Below are 17,783 nucleotides of genomic sequence, written 5' to 3' on the forward strand. Positions count from 1 at the left end.
AGCGCCAAAAACAAAAGCCCGTATGGGCCGCGCCTCTTTCCAATCCAACACTGGCTCGCGTAAAAGGTTAGTCGCCCAATTGCAACGTCGCCATCAATACCGCCATAGCGGCACGGTCTTCGTCCGACATCTCGGCCACGCGACTGCGGAACAACGTCGCCTGCGACTGCAACACCATGGCATCGCTCAAAATCTTCAGGTGGTTGGCCCGCAGTGTGTCACCCGTTGTCGTGATATCGGCAATCGCCTCAGCCGTTAGATTCTTCACGGTACCTTCGGTTGCACCCTGACTGTCCACCAACTGATAGTCGGCCACACCCGCATCCATCAGGTATTCCCGCACCAGCCTGTGATACTTCGTTGCGATCCGCATCCTAAATCCATGCCGCGCACGGAAATCCGCCGCTGCCGCGTCCAGATCATCCAGCGTTTCCACGTCGACCCAGCACCCCGGCACAGCAATGATCAAGTCCGCCTGACCAAAGCCAAGTTCTGCCATTTCCTGAACCTGCTGCTCCCATTGGCCCAGCTTTTCGCGGATCAAATCCGTGCCTGTAACACCCAGATGGATACGCCCGGCCGCCAGTTCACGCGGGATCTCGCCCGCACTCAACAGAACCAGCTCCACACCGTCGACGCCGTCAACTGCGCCAGCATATTCCCGATCCGACCCCGTCCGGCTCAGGCTCACACCACGCGCGCCAAACCAGTCGAACGTCTTCTCCATCAACCGCCCTTTGGACGGCACGCCCAGCTTGATGCTCATGCCTTGTCCTCCAGATCGACCAGAATTCCGGGACGCACGACACCGCCCACCGCCGGAATTTCCCGCCCTTGCCCAAGCACTTGCGTCAATGCGTCATACCGCCCGCCAGTGGCCACCGGCGGCAGGTCCGCGCGCCCTTCAGCATAAAAGCCGAACACAAAGCCGTCGTAATACTCCATCGACGTCCGCCCATAGGACGCCTCGAAATCGAGGTTCTCGACATCCACGCCACGGGCATCCATCGCTGCAATCCGATCGCGTAGACGAAACGACGCCTCCGAGATCGCAGGCATATCCACTGCCAAATCACGAATGTGCTCCAGCGCATTGGGCAGCGTTTCGCGCACATTCAACAGCGCCTCGATCAGCTCGACCTGCATCGCGGAAATCGCTGGCATCTCGGCGTCTTCACGCAGCCAGTCGATCCGAGCCGCCACATCGTCCTGCGTCCGCAAACCGATGTCCGGAAACCCGTGCTCCAGCGGATATTCTGCCGCCAACAATTTCACACGGCTGGAGGGCATTTCTGTGCGACCGGCAAACCGGTCCAACAGCGCTTTGAACCGCCGTGGCCGCCAGATGTGACGCGCCAGCGCCTTTTTGCGCCGCTCGGTGGTGTCCAAACCGGCCACAGCCGCCGCCAGAATGCCAATGTCACCGGTCGCAGCCCGAACGGGCACATCGCCCAGCGCGGCTTGCACCACCGCAAACACTTCGGCATCACTTGCCGCCGGATTTTCGCGGTCAAAGACCTCATAGCCGACCTGCAGGTATTCATTGGCCCGCGCGGCATCATCTTCCTGACGCCGAAACACTTCGCCTGCATAGGTATAACGTGCTGGCTCCGCACCATGCGCCATGTGCATCTGCACCACTGGCACCGTGAAATCCGGCCGCAGCATCTGCTCACCGCGCAAGGCATCGCTGGTCACATAAGCCCGTCCGCGAACGTCCTCGCCATAAAGGTCCAACATGACCTCCGCCGGCAACAGAACTGGCGTCTCCACCGGCACCGCACCCGCCGCCTGAAACTGCGCGCTCAGCTCAGCTGCCCGCGCCTTGATCACTGCTTTCTGGCTCATCAGTCCGCCTGCCCGTCAGTGTGGCTGGCCATAATTTCACGCACTTTCGCTACAAGATCACCACGGCCAATTTCAAACTGGCTCGGGCGTTCTTTCCACTCTTCGTGGGTAGCACTTTCGGCAATCTTCGCGCCCAAAATCAGGTCTTTGACCTGCACGACACCGCGATCTTTCTCGTCGCCGCCTTCGATCACAGCTACAGGAGAGTTGCGCTTGTCCGCGTATTTTAGCTGATTGCCAAAGTTCTTGGGATTGCCGAGATACATCTCCGCACGAATGCCTGCGTTGCGCAGCTCCGCCACCATGGCTTGATAATCCGCCATGCGGTCGCGATCCATCACGGTGACCACAACGGGGCCAACCGATGCGCCCCCCATGCGGCCTTTCTCGCGCAACGCCGCCAGCAAACGATCCACCCCAATCGAGAGCCCCGTCGCAGGCACGGCCTGACCGGTGAAGCGCTTCACCAGATCATCATAGCGACCACCACCAGAAACAGAGCCAAACTGCCGTTTGCGCCCCTTGTCATCCAAGATGTCAAAGGTCAGCTCGGCCTCAAACACCGGCCCGGTGTAATAGCCAAGGCCGCGCACAATGCTCGGATCAATCTCAATCCGGTCGCTGCCATAGCCACCTGCGGCCAAAAGGTCCCCGATCTGCACAAGCTCAGAAATCCCTTCGGCACCCACGGCTGACGCGCCAACCGCCGCGCGCAGGTTTTCAAATGTTTTGCTCACGTCATCCGCCTTAGAGGTCAAAAACGCAATCACCGGCTCAATCTGGTCATCTGACAGCCCAACGCCGTCGATATAGGCGCCCGACGCATCCAAACGTCCCTTGCCCAACAGCTCGCGCACACCGCGCTCGCCCACTTTGTCGAACTTGTCGATGGTGCGCAGCACGTTGTCTTTCGCGGCCTGATCTTCACCAAGCCCCATGACTTCCAACACGCCATTCATAACTTTGCGGTTGTTGACCCGCACAAGATAATCGCCGCGCGGAATGCCAACAGTCTCCAGCGTGTCCGACAGCATCGCGCAAATTTCCGCATCCGCCGCCATGCTGGCTGTGCCCACAGTGTCCGCATCACATTGATAAAACTGACGATACCGGCCTGGGCCGGGCTTTTCATTGCGCCACACCGACCCCATCGCATAGCGGCGATAGGGGTTGGGCAAATCATTGCGGTGTTGCGCATAAACCCGCGCCAAAGGGGCTGTCAGATCATAGCGCAGCGCCATCCACTCGCCCTGATCCTTGTCGTCAAATTCCTGCCACGCAAACACGCCCTCATTGGGCCGATCCACATCCGGCAAAAACTTACCAAGCGCCTCAACGGTCTCGACCGCGCTGCTCTCAAGCGCTTCAAACCCATAGCGATGATAAACCCCGGCGATCTGATGCAGCATCTCGGCGCGCTCTGACACCTCGACACCGAAATAGTCGCGAAAGCCCTTCGGCGTGATCGCCTTGGGGCGGGGGGCTTTTTTCTGCTTGGCCATCGCTATGGTCCCTGAAAAATTATTACGCCTGTGCCTTTATCGAATGGGGCGCACAGGAGCAAGGAAAGGCTTTATGACAAACCAGCCTGTCCCGATCTCGGCGCGCGCTTTGCTCCCACCAAAAGGCCCCCACAACCGCAGGGGCCTCCCGTCACTCAATCATATGGCCCTATTGCAGCGTTTCTTCGGTTACAGGCTCTGCAATCGCACCCTCAGCGACCTCAACTACTGCCGCTGGCTTGACGGTGCCCGACTGTTTCACCAGCCCGTCGGTCACACCGGCCACACCGTTCTCAAGACTGATGCCCAGTTCTTTGCCCAGCGCCTGCATCGCTGGCATTTGCAACGCCATGCCAAGCACCGAATCCAACGCCTGATTGACCGGCGTGCCGTTTTCGCCGGAACCAGCCCCGGACGCCGCATTCATACCCGTCACCTGATGGATCTTGATACTGTCGATCTTCTCCGCCGGTTTCACCATCTGCTCGACGATCCTTGGCATTGCCTCCAGCATCGCCAGACGCAGCTTCATCTCGATGATTTCCTTGCTCAGCTCATTTTCAGAGTTCGCAATCGCAGTCTGTCCTTCAGCTGTCGCCAGCAAGTCTGCCTTCTTCGCATCCGCACGCACTTTCAACGCATCCGCATCCGCCTGCGCCTCTTCCATGCGCGCTGCTGCCCGATCGCTTGCTGCGTCTTTCTCGGCCTCCGCGGCCAAACGGATCGCAGTCGCCTGACGCTCCGCTTCTTTCTGCGCCTCAATCAACGCAATCTGCTTTTGACGTTCTGCCTCGGCCACGGCACGGGCGGTTTCAATTGCCTCGCTGGCTTTTTTGGCCTCAGCCCGCGCGACATCGGCAGACGCTCGTGCCTGACTTTCTTCCTCGGATTTGCGCGCCACGATAATCTGACGTTCCTGATCCGCGACCTCAAGCTCGCGCTCCTTGGCGATCTCGCTTTCGCGAATGGTGCGCTCACGCTCAATCTCCGAGGCCCGCACAGCCCGCTCCCGTTCAATCCGCGCCCGTTCTTTGGCCATGTCGGATTCTTCCTGTTTCTGCGCAATCTCTGCTTCTTGCGCCGCTTGCATCATCTGAATTTCGCGCACCTGATTGATCGAGGCCTCTTTCTGCTCACGGTCAATCTCATACTTGCGCTTCTCCGCTTCCATCTCGGACCGCGCGACCGACACGTCAGCATCCGCCAAAATTTCCGCACGGTTCTTGCGCGATGTTGCAATTACGGCCGCCAGCTTCTGCATGCCTACAGCATTAAACGCGTTATTCTCATCCAGGCTTTCAAACGGGGTCTGGTCGAGCGCCGTCAAAGACACAGCTTCAAGCTCCAGACCGTTTTTCAGCAGATCCTCGGAAATAGCATTCTGAACTTCCTGAACAAAGCTCGCGCGGTTTTCATGCAGCTCGTCCATGGTCATCTGTGCGGCAACCGCGCGCAAACCGTCCACCAGTTTGCCTTCAATCATCTCGCGCAACTGGTCCACATTGAAAGTACGATCACCCAGCGTCTGGGCCGCACGTGAAATGCCATCTTCTGTGGCGTTCACCGACACATAAAACTCAACACCAACATCGACGCGCATGCGGTCTTTGGTGATCAGCGACTGGTCGTTCACCCGGCTCACTTCAAGGCGCAGGGTTTTCATGTTCACTTCAGAAATTTCATGCAGGAACGGCACCACAATTGTGCCTCCGTCCATGACAACCTTGCGTCCGCCGCTGCCGGTTTTCACCAACGACGTCTCGCGGGTCGCGCGTTTATACAGTCGCGCCATGATCAGACCGATGAACAACAACAGCGCCACAAGGATCGTGGCAACCAAAAGAATAGGTGTAAAAATCATACTAACTCCTCAGATTTTTGAATTTTGAATTTTCGAATGCGCGCTTGCGGCTCAGATCACAAAGAACTGATCGCCGCGCTTACGAATGACGGTGACGTCCTGTCCTTTTTCAAAGAGGGCGTCATCCTCCAACGGCTCCACGCGCAGATAGTGCGTATTGCCAAAGCGGTCCTTGATTTTGACCTCGGCCGGCTTGCCGCGCGACGCACGTCCTTGCGTGATCGTGCCGCTATAGCCGCCAAGATGGCGCGACCGCAGCGCCGTGGATTCGGTTTTGGGCATCAACAGAGCCACCCAATTGGAAATGACGCGCGTCACCGCAAGCGCTGGGACAACGACCAAAGCTGCTGACGCCAGCGCGGGCAACGCCTTGCCGATCACAGAGGTCAACCCCGCCTGCAATGTCAGCCCCATCAGGCCGAACATCGTAAAGAAAGAGACAAACCAGATCAGGAACGGCACACCGCGCACGCCCAACCAACCCAGCAATCCCGCAGGAGACTCCGGTGCGTCGGCCACGTCAGGACCATCCATGTCCAAGCCGCCAGCATCAAGGTCGATGTCCAACCCCGTCGACAGATCAAAGTCCGCATCAACGTCCAGATCCACTTCCGCGCCTTCAGCACCGGCCCCCAAAACGGAAAACCCCAGAACCGAGCTGAGAATTTCCAGCAAAAACAGGACAGCCACCACCGTCAACGCAATGGAAAACGGCAGAGACTGTGGGTCAAGAAACGTTTCAAACATCTACATCCCTCATCAATAAATTCCCACTTTCTTGCTTTAGTTGAATTATATATATGCAACTATAAAGTGAATTTAAAGGTATCCCTGTTTAATTTGCAAAAGTTTTACATACATTCTATGCTAGATTCGACATCAACATGGGTTGTGGCAAAGGATCGAAACACACCGTGGGAGATTTCATAAAACGCAGACGGCTGGCGCGGTTTCTGGACCACGCCTCGCAACGGGCCGAGGATTGGCCGGTTCCCGAAGGCGGCTGGATATTGACCATGCGTCGCGCGCTTGGCATGTCCGCCGAACATGTGGCCCAACGCAAAGGCGTCAGCCGCAACGCCGTCTATCAGGCCGAGCGCAGTGAGAAAGAGGGCGCCGTGTCTCTCAAGCAAATGCAAAAGCTGGCAGAAGCCATGGGCGGCCAATTTGTCTATGCCATCGTGCCCAAGGAACCGGTTGAAAAGCTGAAATTGCGTCAGGCGCAAGCGGTGGCGGCTCACCTGGCCAGACTTGAGACAGATTTCCAACTGTGGTCGCCCGACGAGCAAGAAGACTGGCTCGACGACAAAACCGCCGAGCTAATGCATGACATGCCCGCCGATTTCTGGGCGCTCAGGGTTGATGGCCCAGACGCGACCTGAGCAATCGCGCCACGTCAGATATTCTCAAAATCCCCGCCGCGCCCTTTACCGGACGCGAACCGTGCGGCACCCGCGGCACCTTCACCTGCGAAAGCTGAAAACGACGCCCACTCCCGCCGCAACGCCGATGCCAGATCTGCGCCGGACAGACGCGCCGATAGAAAATCCGCCCGCATGCACCTTTGTGGAAAGCCGACCAAAGAGTGCGCCAATCCCATTGCCGCCTCAAGCGCCGTACCTTGCGCACAAACCCGATCGGCCAACCCCATTTGCGCCGCTTCTGCGGCCCCAATGCCACGTCCGGTCAGGATCAGGTCATTGGCCCGCCCCTGCCCGACAATCCGCGGCAGCCGCACTGTGCCCCCGTCAATCAACGGCACCCCCCAGCGGCGACAAAACACACCCAACGTGGCGCCTTCGGCCACAACCCGCATGTCGCACCACGCCGCAAGCTCAATGCCGCCTGCCACTGCAGGCCCCTCGATCGCAGCAATCACAGGCTTTGACAGCATCAGTCGCGACGGCCCCATCGGCCCCGCGATCGGCTGCGCCCGCGCATCCTTCCACTCGTCCGGGAGTTGCACGTCACTGATCCAGTCCGCCCCGCCTCCCTCTGCCGCAGCCTTCAAATCAAAACCCGCGCAAAAATACCCGCCCGCACCGGTCAACACTGCCACGTCCGACGCGTCGTCCATCTCAAATGCCATGAAGGCGTCAAACAACGCCCGCGCTGTGTTCGGATCAACCGCATTGCGCGCCTGTGGCCGAGTGATCTCCACAACCCGCACACGTCCCTCATCCCGAATGGTCACTGTCATCACTGATCCTCCCGCCCCCGATCCGATCAGGCGGCGGCCTTCGGAACAAGAAAAACCCCACGTCGCTTGACGCGCCCGCGCCCGACGCCCTATTTGGCACCTATGGAAAAACTCGAAGAACAGATTGCCCACCTCATGCGTACCATCGAAGAAATGAGCGACGTGGTCGCACGCCAAGACACCGAAATCGCCCTGCTAACCCGACGTGTGCAAATGCTGATGGAACGAGAAGCTGGCCGCGAGGCAGGCGCAGATGGCGCCGTGGTCATGGGCGACGAACGCCCGCCGCATTACTGAGCGCAGCCTGACGTCGCGGAGCGGTCGCATACCTGAGCCAAAAAGCGACCCCGTCGACAACCAGATAGCCACAGTGATTTTCGGTTTCCGCGCGGTCAATCTGGTTGCGTTTCTGTGTTTCTACAACTCAGATGAAAGCACTGTTCGATTGGTTGCTCGAGCTTTGCTGGCCTGCCTTAATGTTTTTGGCGTCACCTTGTTTGTCTTGTTTTTCCATGTAGACGTCCGCTACTTCGTCAAGGTGTTTGCCGTCTTCTTGACAGTATCTTTCATCGCACTCTTCGGTGTCTTTTCCATCTACGCCGACGGAAAAGTAGGCTGACTTACATTGTTGCGCTTAACAGCCCTCGATTTTCGGGACGTCGTCGCACTCTCAGTCGTTTCTTTCGGGGAATTTGGCCTGCGCGCTGCCTGGCTTCAAGGCCGCTTTCGACGCGCTCCAAAAGACTAACACGGCACGTCATCATTCTGCCCCCCGCCGCAAAAGATTGCGCCTCAGAACTCCTCGACCGCCATCACGCCATCAATTGCCTTCAGCGCGCCCTTGATCTGCGGGTTCACTGGGAACCCCGCGCCCGTATCAATCTCAACTTCGCCCGGTAGTTCCATATTGCTGAGGCAGAAAACCACCGGCCCCTTGGGTGCCTTGGGGCTGGCCTCTTTGGCGCCCTGCAAAATGTTCGCGACCGGCACCACGGCGGAACTGTCGTCGAGATAGATTTTCAGCCCCGAATTGCCCGCATCCGCAACAATCGTGTCCACTGGCGTCATCGACTGCGCCAAAAGTTTCAACTGATCGCTTTCCATCTCCGCCTTGACGGTGACCACAACCTTGGAGCCTGTCTCAAGATACTCGCGGCACTTCTCCAACGTGTCGGAAAAAATTGTAACCTCATATGCGCCGGTTGGGTCGGACAACTGCGCAAAGGCAAACCGGTTGCCCTTGGCTGATTTGCGTTCCTGCCGCCCAGAAACACGCCCCGCGAGCTTGGCAACACATGCCCCGCCCCGCGCCTTGTCGGTCAATTCGTCCAACGTCAAAACCTGCTTGCGTTTCAACGCGGGCATATAGTCTTCCAACGGATGCCCCGACAGGAAGAAGCCGATCGCGCGGGCTTCCTCATCCAACTTCTCCGCAGCCAACCAATCGCCAACGGGTGACAAGCGCGGCTCCGGCAAATCATCACCAGCCTCACCAAAAAGCGACACCTGGTCGCTGGTTTTTTGCTCATGGATCGCGGCCGAGTAATTCACCAGGCCATCAAGGCTCTCCATCACGCGGCGCCGGTTGTTGTCCAGCTGATCAAACGCGCCGGACCGCGCCAGCATCTCCAACGGTCGCTTGCCGACCTTCTTCAAATCCACCCGCCGCGCAAAATCAAACAGCGTTGCAAACGGCTTTTCGCCTCCGTCGGTTTTACGGCCCTCGGTCACCAGCTTCATCGCTTCGATGCCGACGTTTTTCAACGCACCCAGCGCATAAACCAACGCCCCGTCGACCACTTTGAAGGTCGCATCCGAGCGGTTCACGCAAGGCGGCACATATGGCAGCTTCAGCGCCTTTTTGACCTCTTCAAAATAGACCGCCAACTTGTCCGTCAGATGGATATCGCAGTTCATCACACCAGCCATGAATTCTACTGGATGGTTCGCCTTGAGCCATGCCGTCTGATAGCTGACCACCGCATAGGCCGCCGCGTGCGATTTGTTGAATCCGTAGTTGGCAAATTTCTCCAGAAGGTCGAAAACCTCGCTCGCCTTCTTGGCCGGAACGCCGTTTTCGGCAGCGCCTTTTTCGAACTTCGGGCGCTCGGCGTCCATTGCCTCTTTGATCTTCTTACCCATCGCACGACGCAACAAATCCGCACCGCCAAGCGAATACCCTGCCATGACCTGCGCGATCTGCATAACCTGTTCCTGATAAACGATAATACCCTGAGTTTCCTCAAGAATATGATCGATCAAAGGGTGCACAGATTCGATCTCTCGCAGTCCGTTTTTTACTTCGCAATAGGTTGGAATGTTCTCCATCGGGCCCGGACGATAGAGCGCCACAAGCGCAACAATGTCCTCAATACAGTTGGGCTTCATGCGCTTAAGCGCATCCATCATGCCCGTGGATTCCACCTGAAACACCGCGACCGTCTTGGCGCTGGAATACAGCTTGTAGGTCGGATCATCATCCAGCGGAATGGCGTTGATCTGGTTCTCGGCCCCATCGGCGGGCTGATACAACTCTGTACCATCGGCGGCCACATGCAACGGCCGTCCGGTGCTGTGGATCTGCTCAATCGCGTTCTGAATAACCGTCAGCGTCTTCAGACCCAAGAAGTCGAACTTCACCAGCCCGGCCTGCTCTACCCATTTCATATTGAACTGGGTCGCCGGCATGTCCGAACGCGGATCCTGATAGAGCGGCACCAAGGCATCCAGGGGACGGTCCCCGATCACGACACCCGCCGCGTGGGTCGATGCATTCCGCAGCAACCCTTCCACCTGCATCCCGTACTTCAGTAGACGGTCAACCACTTCCTCGTTGCGCGCCTCTTCCCGCAAACGCGGCTCTTCTTTAAGCGAATCGACAATCGACATGGGCTTCACGCCCTCGACAGGGATCAGCTTACTCAGCCGGTCTACCTGCCCATAAGGCATCTGCAAAACCCGCCCGATGTCACGCACAGCCGCTTTGGACAAAAGCGCACCAAAGGTAATGATTTGCCCAACTTTGTCGCGCCCGTATTTCTCCTGCACATAGCGGATCACTTCTTCGCGGCGATCCATGCAAAAATCGATGTCAAAGTCAGGCATCGACACACGTTCAGGATTCAAAAACCGCTCAAACAGCAAGTTGTACCGCAGTGGATCAAGGTCGGTGATCGTCAGCGCATAGGCCACCAACGACCCCGCACCAGACCCCCGTCCCGGCCCCACCGGAATATCTTGATCTTTGCCCCATTGGATAAAGTCCGCAACGATCAGAAAGTAGCCGGGAAACCCCATGCCTTCGATAATATCCAGCTCGAAATCAAGCCGTTCCTGATAGGCTTCAATGCTCACCGCATGCGGGATCACCGCCAAACGGTCCTGCAGCCCTTCGTTCGCAATCCTGCGCAGTTCGGCGACCTCATCATCTGCAAATTTCGGCAGGATCGGGTCACGGCGATACGTTGCGAAAGCACACCGTTTGGCGATTTCCACCGTATTCTCAATCGCCTCCGGCAGATCCGCAAACAGCGTCACCATCTCTTCTGGCGATTTAAAATAGTGCTGCGCCGTCAACCTGCGTCGCCCATCCTGCTGATCAACATACGCACCTTCGGAAATACAGATCAGCGCGTCATGCGCCTCATACATCTCCGTTTTAGGGAAGTAGACGTCGTTGGTGGCCACAAGCGGAACGTCCATTGCATAGGCCATCTCGACAAATCCACGCTCTGTCAGCCGCTCGGCCTCAGGCTGCCCCGCCTCCCCCGGATGGCGCTGCATTTCAACATACAATCGGTCGCCATAGACCGCTTTGAACCGCGCCATCATCTCTTCTGCAGCCGGACGTTGCCCAAGTTGCAACAGGCGTCCAACCGGCCCCTCCGGCCCGCCCGTCAAACAAATCAGCCCTGCGCTATGCGCCTCGAGCTGCTCGATTGTGACCTGCGGCAACTCACCCCCATCCTTGTCCACATAAAGACACGAACTCAACTTCATCAGGTTCTCATAGCCTTCTTCCCGTTGGCTTAACAGCACCACCGGCGCGGGCGCAGGTGCCGCCGTGCGCCCCGACGGATCGTCATGTGGCATCTTCACAGACACCTGACAGCCCACAATCGGCTGAATACCCGCCCCTTGCGCACCGACCGAGAATTCAAGCGCCGCAAAAAGGCTGTTGGTGTCGGTGATTGCCACCGCTGGCATGCCCATATCGGCACACATGCCGGGCAATTTTTTAACCCGAACAGCCCCTTCCAAAAGGGAATACTCGGTGTGAACGCGGAGATGAATGAATCGGGGTTGGCTACTCATGGACCCAAGCTAACGCAGCCCACGTGGCGAGGAAACGTCCCATTCACCGCAAACCGCAACAACCCGCTTTTTTGTTCTTCTAAAAGCCTTGCATTTGAATGCGCCGCCTACGCAGGGAGGTAAGCCTCCTTGCTGGATGAAATTCGAACTCACACAATAACGCTTCCCGCACGCGACCAGTCCAACACCTACTTGCGCGTGATTAACGGCAGGCGGAAATGCTGGAATCCGCTGGCGCCAACGGTATTTGGCCTAAATATTATGCACAACTCCACTCGTAAACTCTGCAAGACTTTCAACACTTCATTGATAATGATACATGCCCACCCCCCCATAACCCCTTGTTTTGCATACCTCGGCACGCCGACGGCCACACGACCTGTCCGCAACATCCCCCTTTCCTTCGCCAAGTTTATCTTGCAGGAACGCCATGACGCTCCCTAGGGTGAATGCGCTCAAGAAAGTGGCACAGCCATGCCTAGGGGCAACCAAAGCCGCCACGCTCACGGCTCGCAGGGGGACCACATGACCACACCGCTCTTGTCGATCAAGGGACTGACCAAAGCCTATCCGGGTGTGGTCGCCAATGACGACGTCTCATTTGACATCGGCCCATCCGAAGTTCACGCACTTTTGGGGGAAAACGGCGCCGGCAAATCAACCTTGGTCAAGATGATCTACGGCCTCGTGAAACCCGACAGCGGCCAGATGGTGTGGCAGGGCAAAGCCTTCACGCCCTCAGATCCCAAAACCGCCCGCGCGTCTGGCGTCGCTATGGTGTTTCAACACTTCTCGCTGTTTGACGCCCTCAAGGTTTCTGAGAACGTCGCGCTCGGCATGGAAAACCCTCCGCCCATGCGCGACCTCGCCCGCCAGATCCGCCGCGTGTCCGAAACCTATGGCCTGCCACTTGATCCCAACCGCACCGTCGGAGACCTGTCCGCAGGAGAACGCCAACGCGTCGAAATCATTCGCTGCCTGCTGCAAGATCCCAAATTGCTGATCATGGACGAGCCAACCTCGGTTCTGACCCCGCAAGAAGTCGATATCCTCTTCAAAACTTTGAACAAGTTGCGCGCCGAAGGCACCTCAATTCTTTACATCTCACACAAGCTCGAAGAGATCCGCAAACTCTGCGACCACGCCACCATCCTGCGTCTGGGAAAAAACGTCGGAGAATGCGTCCCAGCCGAGACCTCAGCCCGCGACATGGCGGAAATGATGGTCGGTGACACGCTGCAAACGCCGACTCGCAGCACCGAGAAAGCCGGCGACGTGGTGCTGGACGTCTCCGGTCTCACGCTTGAACCGACAAACCCCTTTGGCACCACACTCAAGAACGTGCACTTCACTGTCCGCGCCGGCGAAATCCTTGGCATTGGCGGCGTTGCCGGAAACGGTCAGGACGAATTGCTCGCCGCCTTGTCTGGTGAATCCCTGACATGGCCGGATGCGGTCAAAGTCAAAGGTCAGGATGTGGCAAATCTCGGCCCCAACGCCCGACGCGAGCGCGGCATCCTCGCCGCCCCCGAAGAACGCCTCGGCCACGCCGCCGCGCCTGACATGACCCTGACCGAGAACGCGCTCCTGACCGGCGCGATCCGCGAGGGTCTCACCAACCGCGGCTTCGTAAATTGGACCGCCGCCAACAATTTCGCCAAATCCATCATCGAAAAATTCGATGTCCGCACCCCGGGAACTCACGTCGCAGCTCGTGCCTTGTCAGGCGGCAACCTGCAGAAATTCGTGATCGGTCGCGAGGTGCTGCAACGTCCCGAAGTGTTGGTGGTCAATCAACCCACATGGGGCGTGGATGCAGCCGCCGCTGCGGCCATCCGCCAGTCCTTGCTTGATCTTGCCGCCGAAGGTGCCGCGATCGTGGTGATCAGCCAAGACCTTGACGAACTTATGGAAATCTCTGACCGCTTTGGCGCGTTGAACGAAGGACGCCTCTCAGACATCCGCCCCGCTGCGGGCCTGACGGTTGACGAGATCGGCCTGATGATGGGCGGCGCACATGGCATGGAAGTCGCCAGCGTCGGAGATCAAAAGCAAGAAGGAGCAAGCGCATGATCGCGCTTCAGAAACGCCCCACGCCGTCGCGCGCCCTGTCTCTCGCGACCCCGTTGATTGCCGTCTTGATCACCATGATCGCCGGCGGCCTGCTGTTTGCCGCGCTGGGCGAAAACCCGTTTGAGGCAATCCGCACCATCTTTTGGGATCCGGTCTTTGGCGAATTCGCCTTCTACTACCGCCCCCAGCTTCTGGTCAAAGCCGCGCCATTGGTGCTGATCGCGATTGGCTTGTCGCTTGGGTTCAAGGCGGGCATCTGGAACATCGGCGCCGAAGGCCAATACATCATGGGCGCCATTTGTGGCGCTGCGGTTGGCCTCGCCTTTTATCCCACCGAAAGCCGCCTGATTTTCCCTTTGATGATCGTCGCTGGCGCCATGGGCGGATGGGCATGGGGCATGATCCCCGCGATCCTCAAAACCCGCTTCGGCACCAACGAAATCCTTGTTTCGCTGATGCTGGTCTATGTGGCCGAGCAATTCCTCGCCTCCATGTCGCTGGGCCTGTTGCGCAATCCCGAAGGCATGGGCTTTCCGGGTTCTCGCAACTTCTCGGACTACCCCGCCGCCAACAGCTGGATCAACGAAGCCGCAGGCCTGCACTGGGGCATGGCATTCGCCTTTATCGCAGTAATCTTCGCGTACGTGCTGCTGAACCGACACATCCTTGGCTTCAACATCCGCCTGACCGGCGATTCACCACACGCAGCCCGCTTTGCCGGTGTGAACCCCACCCGCCTGATCCTGTTCTGCCTCGGCACCTCCGGCGCGCTGGCGGGCCTCGCTGGCCTGTTCGAGGTCTCCGGCCCTTCTGGTCAGATCAACATCGACTTCGCGTCCGGTTATGGGTTCACCGCCATCATCGTCGCCTTCCTTGGTCGCTTGCACCCCGTCGGCATCTTGCTCGCAGCGCTTCTAATGGCCCTGACCTATGTTGGCGGCGACCTAGCCCAAGGCAACCTCGGTCTGCCTTCTGCGGCCATTCAAGTCTTCCAAGGCATGTTGCTCTTCTTCCTGCTGGCTCTGGACCTGCTCACCAACTACCGCGTGGTGCTTAAGAAGCGGGGGGCGGCGTGATGCTCGCGCAGGAAGTGAAATTCAGTCCAAGGGACATCCTTGTCTGCGGCAGCTCGTATTGCTTTTGGCTCTTGGTGGGGTGGTTCTGGACGTGGCTCTTTCTTGGAGCAAGCAGCTTCAACGCGTTACTCTTGCTCGTTTGTCTTGCGATTTTTTTTGGGCTGTCGGCCATCCCTGCGGCATTTCTCGGTTTATTCCTGCGTCGCTGGACTGAGCAACGCAAACGCGAGGAGACTTCCAACTCCGAAAACGCGGCGCTTTGTGAAAGCCATCGAGCTAATGAAAAATCCAAGAAAAAGCTGGTCGCCGAGCTCTCCAAGATCGGCTTCACTCTCGGTATGATTGGGGCAACAGCCCGCGCCTTCTACACAAATTTCTTCGGAGGAGCCTTCTAATGGACCTTTCCGCAATCAACCCCGTCCTGCTGATCGCTTCCCTTATGGTCGCAGCCACGCCCCTCCTGCTCGCCGCTGTCGGTGAACTCATCGTGGAACGCTCGGGCGTGCTGAACCTGGGTGTCGAGGGCATGATGATCATCGGCGCGATCGCAGGTTTCGCCATCTCGGTAGAAACCACATCCCCGATGCTTGGCCTCATCGCCGCGATGGTTGCAGGCGCAGTACTGTCGCTGCTTTTCGCATTCCTGACCCAATTTGCGCTCGCCAACCAAGTCGCATCCGGCCTCGCCCTGACCCTCTTTGGCCTCGGCCTCTCCGCTCTCATGGGCCGCTCCTATGTGGGCATCAAGCCGCCCGCGATGGCCAAACTTGATCTGCCCATCCTGTCCGACATCCCAGTGCTTGGCCCGATCCTGTTCTCACACGACCCCGTGCTTTACTTCGGTATAGCGCTGACGGCGGCCGTTTATTGGTTTCTCAAGAAATCCCGCGCCGGTCTGATCTTGCGCGCCGTGGGCGAAAGCCACGACGCCGCACACGCGCTTGGCTACAACGTGATCCGCGTGCGCATCCTTGCGATCATGTTCGGCGGGGCCTGTGCCGGTCTTGGCGGTGCCTACATCAGCCTTATTCGCGTGCCGCAATGGACCGAAGGCATGACCGCGGGAATCGGCTGGATCGCCCTCGCTTTGGTGGTCTTCGCCAGCTGGAAACCCTGGCGCGTCCTGCTTGGCGCCTATCTTTTTGGCGGCATCAACGTCTTACAGCTCAATTTGCAGGCAGCAGGCATTGCCATACCGGTCGAATACTTGGCAATGTCACCGTATCTGATAACCATCCTCGTTCTGGTTATCATGTCGGCTGACAAAAGCAGGGCGCCCGCCGCGCTTGGCCGCACATTCCACGCCTCGCAATGAGGCACACAATAAAAAACTGCTACCAATAGGGGGATTACCCAAAATGAAACTGACCAAACTGTTCACAAGCGCCGCAGTGGCGCTGGGTCTGGCGACCACCGCCATGGCCGACACCACCAAAGTGGGCTTTGTCTACGTTGGCCCAGTGGGCGACGGCGGCTGGACCTACGAGCACGACAAAGGCCGTCAGGCTGTCGAAGCTGCCTTTGGCGACAAAGTCGAAACCACCTTTGTTGAAAGCGTTCCAGAAGGCGCCGACGCCGAGCGCGTGATCACCCAGATGGCCCTGCAAGGCGCTGACCTGATTTTCACCACCTCTTTTGGCTACATGGACCCGACCATCAACGTCGCCAAAAAGTTCCCGAACGTGAAGTTCGAGCACGCGACCGGCTACAAGCAAGCTGACAATGTGTCCGTCTACTCCGCACGCTTCTACGAAGGCCGTGCAGTTCAAGGCCACATCGCGGGCCAGATGACCAAGACCAACAAAATCGGCTACATCGCGTCTTTCCCGATCCCCGAAGTTATCCGTGGCATCAACTCCGCGTACATCCACGCCAAGAAAGTGAACCCCGACGTCGAGTTCTCGATCATCTGGGCCTACACTTGGTTTGATCCGGCCAAAGAAGCTGACGCTGCCAAAGCGCTGATCGAGCAAGGCGCCGACGTGATCCTGCAGCACACCGACTCCACCGCACCTCAAGCCGCCGCTCAGGCCGCTGGCAACGTTGTGACATTTGGTCAGGCGTCTGACATGGGCGAATATGCTCCGTTCCCACGCGTGTCCTCCATCATTGACGACTGGGCACCTTACTACGTGGCCCGTACCCAAGCTGTCATGGACGGCACATGGGAATCGGTTTCCACTTGGGACGGCATCGGCGCTGGCATGGTTGGCATCGGTGAAATCTCCGACGCAGTTCCAGCTGACATCAAAGCTTCTGCAATGGAAATGGTTGCGGCACTGGCCGACGGTTCCTACCACGCTTTCACCGGCCCGCTTAACAAGCAGGACGGTTCCGCATGGTTGGCCGAAGGCGAAACTGCTCCTGACTTCGGTGACGACGGTCTGGCAGGCATGAACTTCTACCTCGAAGGTCTGACCGCTCAGATCCCGAACTGATCTTAAGCGATCCGAGAGACACGAAAGGCCCGCCAAACGGCGGGCCTTTTTCTTTGTGTGGCTGCTTGTCTTAAGGGTTACTTAAAAGAGAAACTCTTCCCCTTATTGCGACCACTCACATAGCGGATAGACTTCACGCCATTGCCTTCCTCAACAACAAAAGAATAGTAGGGTTTGCCGTTCTTTTTGTAGCAGGTCACAACTCCGTTTTCCGCCACGCTATAAGTGCCCTTCTCGCGTGAGCTTCCGTGGTTGAACGTGAAGCTGCCACCTGCATCCCCACCACCGCCAAAACTCGCCACCGAACCCGCATCAAACTGGAGTTTACCGGATTGCAGTGTGGACAGAACCGCTTGCTGTCCAAACGTGCCCGCAAGGGCGCCTGACGTCATCAAAACCGTCCCAAAAAAAGCTGCGCCAACGGTATTTAGAAAATTCTTCATATCATCACCTAAATCAATAATTACGTAT

Annotated in this window: 16 protein-coding genes; 8 read left to right on the forward strand and 8 right to left on the reverse strand. The window is 58.0% G+C overall.

Going from position 1 to position 17,783, the window contains the following annotated elements; translation table 11 throughout:
• Positions 1-67 precede the first annotated feature (67 nt).
• From hisG to SHIM_RS00150, 5 genes are all read right to left on the reverse strand, one after another.
• Entirely contained in the window at positions 68-766 is a 699-nt protein-coding gene (gene hisG, locus SHIM_RS00130; protein WP_054000597.1) for an ATP phosphoribosyltransferase, read from the reverse strand.
• Positions 763-1,848: an ATP phosphoribosyltransferase regulatory subunit gene (locus SHIM_RS00135; RefSeq protein ID WP_054000598.1), complete on the reverse strand. Its 1,086-nt coding sequence runs from the start codon at positions 1,846-1,848 to the stop codon at positions 763-765. Before SHIM_RS00135 ends, hisG begins: the two co-directional genes overlap by 4 nt.
• Positions 1,848-3,350 (reverse strand): histidine--tRNA ligase, encoded by a 1,503-nt coding sequence (gene hisS / locus SHIM_RS00140; protein ID WP_054000599.1) that lies wholly within the window; start codon positions 3,348-3,350, stop codon positions 1,848-1,850. Before hisS ends, SHIM_RS00135 begins: the two co-directional genes overlap by 1 nt.
• Before the next feature lie 169 nt (positions 3,351-3,519).
• Positions 3,520-5,211, reverse strand: coding sequence for a flotillin family protein (locus SHIM_RS00145; protein ID WP_054000600.1), 1,692 nt, complete (start codon positions 5,209-5,211; stop codon positions 3,520-3,522).
• 51 nt (positions 5,212-5,262) lie between these two features.
• Positions 5,263-5,958, reverse strand: a complete 696-nt coding sequence (locus SHIM_RS00150) for a YqiJ family protein (RefSeq protein WP_054000601.1) — start codon at positions 5,956-5,958, stop codon at positions 5,263-5,265.
• Positions 5,959-6,125: 167 nt separating this feature from the next.
• Here SHIM_RS00150 and SHIM_RS00155 point away from each other — a divergent pair, with 167 nt between their 5' ends.
• A complete protein-coding gene (locus tag SHIM_RS00155) occupies positions 6,126-6,593 on the forward strand; it encodes a helix-turn-helix domain-containing protein (protein WP_193749832.1) in 468 nt (155 codons plus the stop codon).
• 14 nt (positions 6,594-6,607) lie between these two features.
• Here SHIM_RS00155 and SHIM_RS00160 read toward each other — a convergent pair whose 3' ends face one another.
• Positions 6,608-7,411: a crotonase/enoyl-CoA hydratase family protein gene (locus SHIM_RS00160; RefSeq protein ID WP_054000603.1), complete on the reverse strand. Its 804-nt coding sequence runs from the start codon at positions 7,409-7,411 to the stop codon at positions 6,608-6,610.
• A gap of 102 nt (positions 7,412-7,513) precedes the next feature.
• Here SHIM_RS00160 and SHIM_RS00165 point away from each other — a divergent pair, with 102 nt between their 5' ends.
• Together SHIM_RS00165 and SHIM_RS00170 are read left to right on the forward strand one after the other, a co-directional pair.
• Positions 7,514-7,708, forward strand: a complete 195-nt coding sequence (locus SHIM_RS00165; protein WP_054000604.1) for a SlyX family protein — start codon at positions 7,514-7,516, stop codon at positions 7,706-7,708.
• A complete protein-coding gene (locus SHIM_RS00170) occupies positions 7,665-8,030 on the forward strand; it encodes a hypothetical protein (RefSeq protein ID WP_152926345.1) in 366 nt (121 codons plus the stop codon). The genes SHIM_RS00165 and SHIM_RS00170 overlap by 44 nt, the downstream gene beginning before the upstream one ends.
• Before the next feature lie 173 nt (positions 8,031-8,203).
• On the opposite strand, the gene dnaE is transcribed toward SHIM_RS00170, so the two are convergent.
• Positions 8,204-11,725, reverse strand: coding sequence for a DNA polymerase III subunit alpha (dnaE, locus tag SHIM_RS00175; RefSeq protein ID WP_054000606.1), 3,522 nt, complete (start codon positions 11,723-11,725; stop codon positions 8,204-8,206).
• Positions 11,726-12,250: 525 nt separating this feature from the next.
• On the opposite strand from dnaE, the gene SHIM_RS00180 reads away from it, so the two are divergent.
• Genes SHIM_RS00180 through SHIM_RS00200 form a run of 5 tightly spaced genes read left to right on the forward strand, consistent with a single transcriptional unit; the run spans position 12,251 to position 17,312 of the window.
• Entirely contained in the window at positions 12,251-13,798 is a 1,548-nt protein-coding gene (locus SHIM_RS00180; RefSeq protein ID WP_054000607.1) for an ABC transporter ATP-binding protein, read from the forward strand.
• On the forward strand, positions 13,795-14,874 hold the full coding sequence (locus SHIM_RS00185) for an ABC transporter permease (protein ID WP_054000608.1): 1,080 nt from the start codon (positions 13,795-13,797) through the stop codon (positions 14,872-14,874). The genes SHIM_RS00180 and SHIM_RS00185 overlap by 4 nt, the downstream gene beginning before the upstream one ends.
• Positions 14,874-15,269, forward strand: coding sequence for a hypothetical protein (locus SHIM_RS00190; protein ID WP_054000609.1), 396 nt, complete (start codon positions 14,874-14,876; stop codon positions 15,267-15,269). Before SHIM_RS00185 ends, SHIM_RS00190 begins: the two co-directional genes overlap by 1 nt.
• A complete protein-coding gene (locus SHIM_RS00195; RefSeq protein WP_054000610.1) occupies positions 15,269-16,189 on the forward strand; it encodes an ABC transporter permease in 921 nt (306 codons plus the stop codon). The genes SHIM_RS00190 and SHIM_RS00195 overlap by 1 nt, the downstream gene beginning before the upstream one ends.
• A 43-nt stretch (positions 16,190-16,232) precedes the next feature.
• Positions 16,233-17,312 carry a BMP family ABC transporter substrate-binding protein gene (locus tag SHIM_RS00200; RefSeq protein WP_054000611.1) on the forward strand — a complete coding sequence of 360 codons (1,080 nt, stop codon included), beginning with the start codon at positions 16,233-16,235 and terminating at the stop codon, positions 17,310-17,312.
• Between the two features lie 77 nt (positions 17,313-17,389).
• Here SHIM_RS00200 and SHIM_RS00205 read toward each other — a convergent pair whose 3' ends face one another.
• Positions 17,390-17,755 carry a hypothetical protein gene (locus tag SHIM_RS00205; protein ID WP_054000612.1) on the reverse strand — a complete coding sequence of 122 codons (366 nt, stop codon included), beginning with the start codon at positions 17,753-17,755 and terminating at the stop codon, positions 17,390-17,392.
• Between the last annotated feature and the right edge of the window lie 28 nt (positions 17,756-17,783).

It is taken from the genome of Shimia sp. SK013, from assembly GCF_001292625.1.
In the GTDB taxonomy this organism is placed as follows: domain Bacteria; phylum Pseudomonadota; class Alphaproteobacteria; order Rhodobacterales; family Rhodobacteraceae; genus Shimia.